1 pseudogene is annotated in these 261 nt (G+C 50.2%); it reads right to left on the bottom strand.

From position 1 onward, the window contains the following. Positions 1–261: pseudogene (locus tag SB773_RS32735) on the bottom strand (YfcC family protein); the annotation flags it as partial.

Here is a 261-nt window from a genome sequence, read left to right as displayed (position 1 = left end):
TGGTACGACAAAGTGAATCAGTGCTTGCAGGATAAACATTCCTCCCGCACTCATCGTTGGCGGGATCTTATCCAGAACACTGGAAGCATGGTACAAAAGCGTATCAATGATATGTCCTTGGTCTAGCACAACCAGTGTCGCGCGCGAAAGACCGATGCTCAGGCAGCCAGCCAGCATGCCAGCACCACCCTTCATGAATGCTTCGATATACTGGTTGGCGGACAAGAGTCCAATGAAGGTGATTACGATGGAAAGTACGAC

The sequence above is a fragment of the Bacillus sp. SIMBA_074 genome (assembly GCF_046534555.1).
GTDB classification, from domain to species: Bacteria; Bacillota; Bacilli; order Bacillales; family Bacillaceae_G; genus Bacillus_A; species Bacillus_A mycoides.
The sequence above is the reverse complement of the archived record's forward strand: the minus strand, read 5'-3'. Positions and strand labels throughout refer to the sequence as shown.